This is a genomic window from Pseudomonas sp. XP1, assembly GCF_053557675.1.
Genome location: NZ_JBNRIJ010000027.1, coordinates 16696 through 25814, shown reverse-complemented (window position 1 = coordinate 25814; position 9119 = coordinate 16696). Strand labels below are relative to the sequence as shown.

The following is a 9119-nucleotide window of genomic DNA, read 5'->3' as shown; positions in this document are numbered from 1 at the left end:
AGCCAGCTCCCACAGGCCCCCACAACTTTCAGGAACTGTGGGGTACCTGTGGGAGCTGGCTTGCCGGCGATAGGGCCAGTACAGGCAATACATTTCTGACAGGTAGAAAAAAGGGCCAGTAGATGGCCCTTTTCCCATCAACCCCCCAGGTACGCGTCGCGCACCTTCGGGTCGGTCAGCAGTGCTTCCCCAGTACCCTGCATCACCACCCGGCCGTTCTCCAGCACATACGCTCGATCAGCGATCTTCAGCGCCTGGTTGGCGTTCTGTTCCACCAGGAACACCGTCACGCCATCACGGCGCAGCTGTTCGATGATGTCGAAGATCTGCTGGATGATGATCGGCGCCAGGCCCAGCGAGGGCTCGTCGAGCAGCAGCAGCTTGGGCTTGCTCATCAGCGCCCGGCCAATGGCGAGCATCTGCTGCTCGCCACCGGACATGGTGCCGCCCCGCTGGATATAACGCTCCTTCAGGCGCGGGAACAGCTGTAGCACCTTGTCCAGCTGCTCCTGGTAATCGCCCTTGTCGGTGAAGAAACCACCCATCGCCAGGTTTTCCTCGACGGTCAGGCGGGAGAACACGCGGCGGCCTTCCGGCACTACCGCGATGCTCTTGCGCATGATGTGCGAGGACGGTTGGCCGACCAGTTCTTCACCCAGGTACTTGATGCTGCCGCTGTGCGCCTGCGGCGAGCCGCACAGGGTCATCAGCAAGGTCGACTTGCCGGCACCGTTGGCGCCGATCAGGGTAACGATCTCGCCCTGGTTGATCTCTACGTTGACGCTGTGCAGCGCCTGGATCTTGCCGTAGAAGGTGGAAACGTTCTCGAACTTCAGCATTTACGCTTCCCCCAGGTAGGCTTTGATCACGTCAGGGTTGTCGCGGATCTCTTCCGGCGTGCCGTGGGCCAGGGGGGTACCCTGGTTGATCACCACGATATGGTCGGAAATGCTCATCACCAGTTTCATGTCGTGCTCGATCAGCAGCACGGTGACGTTGTGCGACTCACGCAGGTAGGCGATCAGCGCCTTGAGGTCTTCGGTCTCCTTCGGGTTCAGGCCCGCTGCCGGTTCGTCGAGCATGATGATGCGCGGCTGGGTCATCATGCAGCGGGCGATTTCCAGGCGGCGCTGCTGGCCGTAGGCGAGGGTGCCGGCGGTACGGTTGGCGAACTCGGTCAGGTTGACCTTCTCCAGCCAGTATTGCGCGCGCTCCATGGCCTCCTTCTCGCTGCGGCGGAAGCTCGGGGTCTTGAACAGGCCGGCGAAGAAGTTGGTGTTCAGGTGGCGGTGCTGGGCGATCAGCAGGTTTTCCAGCGCGGTCATTTCCTTGAACAGGCGCACGTTCTGGAAGGTCCGCACCACGCCCTTGCGGGCAATCTGGTGCCCGGCCAGGCCCTGGATCGGCTGGCCATCGAGCAGGATGGTGCCGCCGCTGGGCTTGTAGAAGCCGGTCAGGCAGTTGAAGACAGTGGTCTTGCCGGCACCGTTCGGGCCGATCAGTGCCACCACCTGTTTTTCCTTGACGGTCAGGCCCACGCCGTTGACCGCCAACAAGCCGCCGAAGCGCATGCTCAGGCCGCTGACTTGCAGAATTTCGCGGCTCATCGACGCAGCTCCATGTGTGGACGTTGCATAGGCAGCAGGCCTTGCGGACGCCAGATCATCATCAACACCATCAGCGCACCAAACATCAACATCCGGTATTCGCTGAACTCACGCATCAGCTCGGGCAGCAGGATCATCACGATGGCCGCGAGGATCACGCCCAGTTGTGAGCCCATGCCGCCGAGCACGACGATGGCGAGGATGATCGCCGACTCGATGAAGGTGAACGACTCCGGCGTCACCAGGCCTTGGCGCGCAGCGAAGAAGCTGCCGGCGAAACCGGCGAAGCAGGCGCCCAGGGTGAAGGCCGACAGCTTGATCACGGTCGGGTTCAGGCCCAGTGCACGGCAGGCGATCTCGTCTTCGCGCAGGGCTTCCCAGGCGCGGCCGATCGGCATGCGCAGCAGACGGTTGATCACGAACAGCGCCAGCAGGGCCAGCAGCAGGGCCACCAGGTAGAGGAAGATGACCTTGTTGATCGAGTTGTATTCCAGCCCGAAGAACTCATGGAAGGTCTGCATGCCTTCGGCGGCACGGCGTTCGAAAGTCAGGCCGAAAAGCTCTGGCTTGGGAATGTTGCTGATGCCGTTGGGGCCGCCGGTCCAGTCGGTGAGGTTACGCAGGAACAGGCGGATGATCTCGCCGAAGCCGAGGGTCACGATCGCCAGGTAGTCACCGCGCAGGCGTAGAACCGGGAAGCCGAGCAGGAAACCGAAGGTAGCGGCCATCAGGCCGGCAATCGGCAGGCATACCCAGAAACTCCAGCCCAGGTAGTGCGAGAGCATGGCGTAGCTGTAGGCGCCAACGGCGTAGAAGCCGACGTAACCGAGGTCGAGCAGGCCCGCCAAGCCGACCACGATGTTCAGGCCCAGGCCCAGCAACACGTAGATCAGGATCAGCGTGGCAATGTCGACCGCACCGCGCGAGCCGAAGAACGGCCACACCAGTGCCGCGACGATCAGGCCCATGATCACGTAGCGCTGGGTCTTCGGCAGGGTCAGGTAGTTGCTGACTGCCGGCGGGATCAGCTTGCGATCCGAACGGCGGCCCATTACCGAGTTCCACTGCTTGTCGAACAGCACGCGCAGGAACATCAGGACCGAGCACAGGGCAATGATGCTGAGGTTGAACGAGCCCTGGCTGTGCACGGACAGGCTGATGCCGTCGATGCTCAGTTTCAGGCCCAATACCGGGAAGGCCACGGCCCATACCAGCAAGGCGCTGAAAAACGCCTGTTTGAGATTTCTGTTCATACTTTTTCAACCTCCGGGCGGCCCAGGATGCCGGTCGGCCGGAATAGCAGGACAAGAACCAACAAGCCGAATGCCACCACGTCCTTGTACTGGTCGCCGAAGATATCGGCACCGAACGCTTCGGCCACGCCCAGCACCAGCCCACCGAGCATGGCGCCCGGGATGCTGCCGATGCCACCCAGCACCGCCGCGGTGAAGGCCTTCAGGCCCACCAGGAAACCGGCGTTGGGGTTGATCACCCCGTACTGCATGCTCAGCAGCACGGCCGCCACCGCCGCCAGGGCGGCACCGATGACGAAGGTGAGGGCGATGATGTTGTTGGTGTTGATGCCCAGCAGGTTGGCCATCTTGATGTCCTCGGCACAGGCGCGGCAGGCGCGGCCCAGGCGGGAACGGGAGATGAACAGGGTGAGGCAGGTCATTGCCACCAGGGTGACCACGAACACCAGGATCTGCATGTAGCTGATCAGTACTTCCTCCGCGCCGCCCGGCCCGAACGAGAAGCTTCCGGGGATCAGGTTGGGGATGGACTTGTCCTTGGAGTCTTGCGACAGCAAGACGGTGTTCTGCAGGAAGATCGACATGCCGATGGCGGAAATCAGCGGGATCAGGCGGTTGCTGTTGCGCAAGGGGCGGTAGGCAACCCGTTCGATGCTGTAGCCATAGGCACTGGTGACGAAGATCGTCGCGACGAAGGCGACGGTCATGAGGATCGGCAGCGAATGGATACCCATCATGGCCAGGCCAGCCAAGGCGATGAAGGCCACGTAGGAACCGATCATGTACACCTCGCCGTGGGCGAAGTTGATCATGCCAATGATGCCGTACACCATCGTGTAGCCGATGGCGATCAAGGCATAGGTGCTGCCGATGGTCAATCCATTAACCAGTTGTTGGAAGAAATGGTAGATCTCAGGCATTACAGCGCTCCTAAAAACCTGATTTGCATTTCGCTGGCGGGGGTAAGGCCAGGAAACCGCGGGTGACGGTTTTAAGATTTTCAGGTGAGCCGCCCCCGGATCGCGGGGATCAGGCCCATGAACCTCATAAAACAAAGCCCACTGCTCGCACAGTGGGCTCGTAGGTCAGCTATTAGTCACGCAGTTACTGAGGGGAGACTTCGGTCTTAGGCTTGCCGAAGTGCCATTCGTAGACCACGAACTTGAAGTCTTTCAGGTCGCCTTTGTCGTCGAACGACAGGTCACCGGTCGGGGTCTTGAAGGTACCTTTGTGGATGGCGGCTGCCACCTTGTCGGCATCTTCGGACTTGGCTTCCTTGATGCCCTGGGCGATCAGCTCGACAGCCGAGTAGGCCGGGAACACGAACGGGCCGCTTGGGTCCTTGCCGTCAGCCTTGATGGCGTCGACGATCTTCTTGTTCGCAGGGTCCGCGTCGAACGACTTCGGCAGGGTCACCAGCAGGCCTTCGGAGGCGTTCTGGGCGATCTGCGAGATGGAGTCGTTGCCCACGCCTTCCGGGCCCATGAACTTGGCTTTCAGGCCTTTTTCCTGAGCCTGGCGCAGGATCAGACCCAGCTCTGGGTGGTAGCCGCCGTAGTAGACGAAGTCGACGTTGTTCTGCTTGAGCTTCTGGATGATCGAGGAGAAGTCCTTGTCACCGGCGTTCAGGCCTTCGAACACGGCAACCTTGGTGCCTTTGCCTTCAAGGGTCTGCTTGACTGCGGTAGCGATGCCTTCACCGTACTGCTGCTTGTCGTGCAGGACGGCGACCACCTTCGGCTTGACGTGGTCGGCGATGTAGTTGCCGGCAGCCGGGCCCTGGGCGCTGTCCAGGCCGATGGTGCGGAAGATCAGCTTGTAACCACGGGCGGTGATTTCCGGGGAGGTGGCGGCTGGGGTGATCATGATCACGCCTTCGTCTTCATAGATGTCGGACGCAGGCTGGGTGGAGCTGGAGCACAGGTGGCCGATGACGAACTTGACGCCATCGTTGACCACCTTGTTGGCGACTGCAACGGCCTGTTTAGGGTCGCAGGCGTCGTCGTATTCCTTGGCTTCGAGCATCTTGCCATCCACGCCGCCCGCGGCGTTGATATCCTTGATGGCTTGCTTTGCGCCGATGAACTGCATGTCGCCGTACTGGGTCACAGGGCCGGTCTTGGGGCCCGCAATCCCGATCTTGATGGTATCGGCGGCAAACGAATGGCTGGCTACCCCTGCCAGAACCATTGCGGCGAACAGCTTGGAAATCTTGATCATAGTGCTCCACTCATTCTGTTGTAATTCTTATAGTCCTGGCGGCCAGGGCTACAGACCGGGCGGGATTTGCGGCGTGGCCATGCCAACGCGCAAGCCCACCTTCCCCCGGAACATGTCCCGGAACTGTACCGGTACAGTGTAGAGCGCTGCCCGAGCGCTTGAAAAGCGGTCGAAAAGTGCCTGCTTCCTGGGTTGTCGCTTGGTCGACACAAAGATACAGAAAGGCGCCATCAAACTGCCTGCATCTGCGATCCTGCCCCACAAGATCGGGATCAATCGACCAAATTACATATTTGAAACCGGGTTTTTCTGCAAAAATGCCGGCCTTTTTTATTGGCCGATTTTTGCGGATACCACCCATGACTGATCAAACAAGCACCCTCTATGCCAAATTGCTTGGCGAGACGGCAATCATCGAGTGGAAAGCGCTGGAGCGTTTCTGGGCAAAGGGTGACCTGATTTGGGTCGACCCCAGCCTTGACCTGATCGCCGTTGCCGAGGCGATGGCCGAGAATCGCAGCGAGATCTTCGCCAAGTGGCGTAGTGATGGCACTGTTGGGCCGGTGACCGCCGAGCAGGCCCATGACCTGCAAAGCCGCGACCCAGAGATCTGGGCGGTAGTAGTTTCGCCGTTCATCGTGATCCAGGTGAAGCGCCCGGCAGAAGCGTGATCGCTTTTGGTGCGCAAAAATGCGCAGTAGCCCCGTTTTGGTGCTCGAAGGTGCTCAGGGCGGGTAGAGGGAAGTAACAATTCGGCGTGGCGGTAACAGTTTACGGGATGCGTAATGGGGCCGCACAGCGGCCCCCGGTTGTTCGAATAGTCAGGAGTCATTGATGAGCACTGCACTACCTTCGCTTGGATTCGCCGGCATCGGCCTGATGGGCCTGCCCATGTGCCGGCGCCTGTTGGCAGCGGGCTACCCGCTGACCGTATGGAACCGCAGCCCGGAAAAGTGCGCTGCACTGGTCGCCGCCGGCGCGCGCCTGGCCGGCAGCCCTGCCGAACTGTGCCGCGACAGCGACATGCTGCTGCTGTGCCTGGCCGACACGGCCGTGGTCCGTGAGGTGGTGTTTGGCGAGCAAGGCATCGCCCAGGGCGGGCGCAGCGGCCAGTTGCTGATCGATTTTTCCAGCCTGGAGCCAACCGCCACCCGTGAAATGGCTGCCGAACTGGCAGCGCTGTGCGGCATGGCCTGGCTGGACGCGCCAGTTTCCGGCGGCACGCCCGGGGCCGAAGCCGGCACCCTGGCGATCATGGTCGGTGGCGAGGCGGCCGACCTGGAGCGCGCCCGCCCGGTACTGCAGGTGCTCGGCCAGCGCGTGACGCACATGGGGGCGGTGGGCGCAGGCCAGGTGACCAAGGCCTGCAACCAGATGATCGTGGCCTGCAATGCCCTGGTGATCGCCGAAGTGGTGGCCTTGGCTGAACAGTCCGGGGTCGACGCGACGCTGATCGCCGAAGCGCTGGCGGGCGGCTTTGCCGATTCCAAACCGCTGCAGATCCTCGCTCCGCAAATGGCCGAAAGCCGCTTCGAGCCGATCAAGTGGCACGTGCGCACGCTGCTCAAGGACCTAGATGGCGCGGTCAAGTTCTCCCGCGAGCAAGGCTCGGCGACGCCGCTCAGTGGCCTTGCCGCACAATTGATGCGCCTGCACGCAAGCCAGGGGTACCTGCAAAAAGATCCGGCGACCCTGGTTGAGCTGTATCGCAGCAAGGGCTGAACGCGCCGCCCTGGTGCTGCAGCCGCTCCAGCAGCGAGCGCAGTTCGGCCAGCGGCTCCGGGCGGCCCAGCAGGTAGCCCTGCAGGTAGTCGCAGCCGTGGGCTTCGAGAAACGCCAGCTGTTCGGCGGTTTCCACGCCCTCGCTGACTACCTGAAGATGCAGGGTATGCGCCATGACGATGATCGCCTGGACGATCTCGCGGTCCTTCTGGCTGCCCGGCACATCCTGCAGGAAGCTGCGGTCGATCTTCAGCACATCCAGCGGCAGGCGCTTGAGGTAGGCCAGTGACGAGTAGCCGGTGCCGAAGTCATCGATCGACAGCGTCACGCCCAGGGCGCGCACGCGTTTGAGCAGGTTGACTGTGCGCTGGATATCCCCCATCAGGGCGTTCTCGGTCACTTCCAGCTCCAGCTGCCGGGGCGCGAGCCCGGCGTGGAACAGCGCCTTCTCCACTTCGTTGGGCAGTTCGTCGTGGCTGAGAGTGACTGCCGAGCAATTGACCGTGACCTTGAGGTTGCCATGGCCGTGGCGCTGCAGATAGGCCATGTCGGCGCAGGCGTGGCGCAGCACCCACAGGTCGAGGTCGATGATCAGCCCGTTGGCTTCGGCGATGGCGACAAAACGATCGGGCCCGAGCAAGCCGTGTTGCGGGTGGCGCCAGCGCACCAGTGCTTCCAGTTTGGCCACTTGCCTGCTGCGCATGTCGAAGATCGGCTGGTAGTGCACGCACAGCCCATGCTCCTCGAGCAGGGCCACCCTCAGTTCTTCTTCCAGCTGCAGCGCAATCGAGGCCTGGGTCTTAAGGCTGTCGTTGAAGAAGTTCAGGCTGTTGCGCCCATTGCCCTTGGACTGGTACAGGGCGAGGTCTGCATGCTTGAGCAGCTCTTCGGCGGTGGTGCCGTCTTCGGGGAAGATGCTGATGCCGATGCTGGTGGTCATGACCATGCGTCGGCCGCCCAGGTTGATGGGCTCTTTCATCCTCTGCATGATGCGCTGGGCCAGGTGGCGGGCTTCGTCGCGGTTATTGAGGCTGGTAACCACGCAGAACTCGTCGCCGCCAAGGCGCGCGACCAGGTCGTGGTTGCGGGTGGCGGCCTTGATGTGGCTGGCGATCACCTTGAGCAGTTCGTCGCCGGCGTCGTGACCGAGGCTGTCGTTGATGCGCTTGAAATGGTCGATGTCCAGGAACATCACTGCCAGGTGGCTTTCCGTTACCTTGTGTTCGGCCAGGCGTTCAGCGAACACCTGGTTGAAACCGCGACGGTTTACCAGGCTGGTCAGCGCATCGTAGTGCGCAGCCTGCTGCAGCGACGCGCGGGCCTGGTCGAGTTGGCTGAGCAACACGCTGACCCGGCGCAGGTCGTGTTCCTTGCTTTGCAGCTTCTTGTCGGCCAGTGCGCTACTGATGCTGGCAGCACTGATGAGCAGGGTAATGAAGCCGATGCCCAGCGCCAGTTGCAAGCTGTTGTCGCCAGAGGGCAGGCGCAGGGCGGTGTCGGCCGGGATGACCAGGGTCATGGCCGACATCGCGGTGAAATGGGTGGCGACAATACCGCCGGCCATCAGCAGGCTGGCGCCGTACTTCATGGCCTGGTGCAGGTTGCCGCTGCCATGCCGGAAGTAGCGGGCCAGGTACAGCGCGGTCAGGCTGGTGAGCAGGGCAATGGTGGCCGAGGCCAGCAGCAGGCCGGATTGGTAGTACTGGCGGGCGCCGGTTTCCAGGGCGGCCATGCCTACGAAGTGCATCACGATGATACCCAGGCCGATCAGTACCGCACTTTGCAGGTAGTGGTGTGCGCGCATCTGGCTGCGGTCGAGGCTGTGCATGGCCAACCAGGCGACGGCCAGAGCGATGAGCAGCGAAAGGATGGTCAGGGACGCATCGTAGTGCACTTCCACTGGAGCCTGGAAGGCCAGCATGCTGATGAAGTGCATGGCCCAGATGCCGCCTGCGAGGCAGCAGGCACCGAGCATGTTCCATTGTCGGTGGGCGGTGGGATCTTCGCTGTGGGATTGGCGCTCGGCCATGTCCAGGGTGGCAAAGCAGGCCGCACAGGCGACGAAGTAGGCGAGCAGAACCAGGAACGGTTCATGCCGGCAATCAATGACGATGCGCCCGGTTGCCGGCAGGTCGGCGAACAGTTGCAGCCCCAGCCATTCCATGGAATGCCTCATGATCGAGTTTGCACTCGTCTGCGCTACAACCCTGTGCAGACTGTCCAGAGGCAGTATAGGAAGAGGTGTTTAAGCCTTCCTGACTAATGGCACATTGATTTCTACGATTTGGTTATGAACCTGATCGCAGCATGGAATATG

At 61.8% G+C, this 9119-nt stretch carries 8 protein-coding genes; 2 read left to right on the top strand and 6 right to left on the bottom strand.

Features of this window, described 5'->3' with window-relative positions:
* Positions 1–137: 137 nt before the first annotated feature.
* From ACK1U9_RS19850 to ACK1U9_RS19830, 5 genes are all read right to left on the bottom strand, one after another.
* A complete protein-coding gene (locus ACK1U9_RS19850) occupies positions 138–839 on the bottom strand; it encodes an ABC transporter ATP-binding protein (RefSeq protein WP_013973921.1) in 702 nt (233 codons plus the stop codon).
* Positions 840–1607 carry a high-affinity branched-chain amino acid ABC transporter ATP-binding protein LivG gene (gene livG, locus ACK1U9_RS19845; RefSeq protein WP_013973920.1) on the bottom strand — a complete coding sequence of 256 codons (768 nt, stop codon included), beginning with the start codon at positions 1605–1607 and terminating at the stop codon, positions 840–842.
* Positions 1604–2860, bottom strand: a complete 1257-nt coding sequence (locus ACK1U9_RS19840; protein WP_025340357.1) for a high-affinity branched-chain amino acid ABC transporter permease LivM — start codon at positions 2858–2860, stop codon at positions 1604–1606. The genes livG and ACK1U9_RS19840 overlap by 4 nt, the downstream gene beginning before the upstream one ends.
* The gene (gene livH / locus ACK1U9_RS19835) at positions 2857–3780 is read right to left on the bottom strand and encodes a high-affinity branched-chain amino acid ABC transporter permease LivH (RefSeq protein WP_025340356.1); all 924 of its coding nucleotides are present in this window, start codon (positions 3778–3780) and stop codon (positions 2857–2859) included. Before livH ends, ACK1U9_RS19840 begins: the two co-directional genes overlap by 4 nt.
* A gap of 184 nt (positions 3781–3964) precedes the next feature.
* Positions 3965–5080 (bottom strand): branched-chain amino acid ABC transporter substrate-binding protein, encoded by a 1116-nt coding sequence (locus tag ACK1U9_RS19830; RefSeq protein WP_024087643.1) that lies wholly within the window; start codon positions 5078–5080, stop codon positions 3965–3967.
* A gap of 359 nt (positions 5081–5439) precedes the next feature.
* Between ACK1U9_RS19830 and ACK1U9_RS19825 the strand changes: the two genes are divergently transcribed.
* Positions 5440–5751 (top strand): DUF2288 domain-containing protein, encoded by a 312-nt coding sequence (locus ACK1U9_RS19825; RefSeq protein ID WP_046614718.1) that lies wholly within the window; start codon positions 5440–5442, stop codon positions 5749–5751.
* 163 nt (positions 5752–5914) lie between these two features.
* The gene (locus tag ACK1U9_RS19820) at positions 5915–6802 is read left to right on the top strand and encodes an NAD(P)-dependent oxidoreductase (protein ID WP_449110128.1); all 888 of its coding nucleotides are present in this window, start codon (positions 5915–5917) and stop codon (positions 6800–6802) included.
* On the opposite strand, the gene ACK1U9_RS19815 is transcribed toward ACK1U9_RS19820, so the two are convergent.
* Positions 6702–8966, bottom strand: a complete 2265-nt coding sequence (locus ACK1U9_RS19815) for a putative bifunctional diguanylate cyclase/phosphodiesterase (protein ID WP_449110127.1) — start codon at positions 8964–8966, stop codon at positions 6702–6704. The two genes, ACK1U9_RS19820 and ACK1U9_RS19815, sit on opposite strands and share 101 nt — an antisense overlap.
* Between the last annotated feature and the right edge of the window lie 153 nt (positions 8967–9119).

Coding starts and splice junctions, on each gene's coding strand:
- ACK1U9_RS19850 (WP_013973921.1), bottom strand. CDS start 839: ATGCTGAAGTTCGAGAACGTTTCCACCTTCTACGGCAAGATCCAGGCG.
- livG (WP_013973920.1), bottom strand. CDS start 1,607: ATGAGCCGCGAAATTCTGCAAGTCAGCGGCCTGAGCATGCGCTTCGGC.
- ACK1U9_RS19840 (WP_025340357.1), bottom strand. CDS start 2,860: ATGAACAGAAATCTCAAACAGGCGTTTTTCAGCGCCTTGCTGGTATGG.
- livH (WP_025340356.1), bottom strand. CDS start 3,780: ATGCCTGAGATCTACCATTTCTTCCAACAACTGGTTAATGGATTGACC.
- ACK1U9_RS19830 (WP_024087643.1), bottom strand. CDS start 5,080: ATGATCAAGATTTCCAAGCTGTTCGCCGCAATGGTTCTGGCAGGGGTA.
- ACK1U9_RS19825 (WP_046614718.1), top strand. CDS start 5,440: ATGACTGATCAAACAAGCACCCTCTATGCCAAATTGCTTGGCGAGACG.
- ACK1U9_RS19820 (WP_449110128.1), top strand. CDS start 5,915: ATGAGCACTGCACTACCTTCGCTTGGATTCGCCGGCATCGGCCTGATG.
- ACK1U9_RS19815 (WP_449110127.1), bottom strand. CDS start 8,966: ATGGAATGGCTGGGGCTGCAACTGTTCGCCGACCTGCCGGCAACCGGG.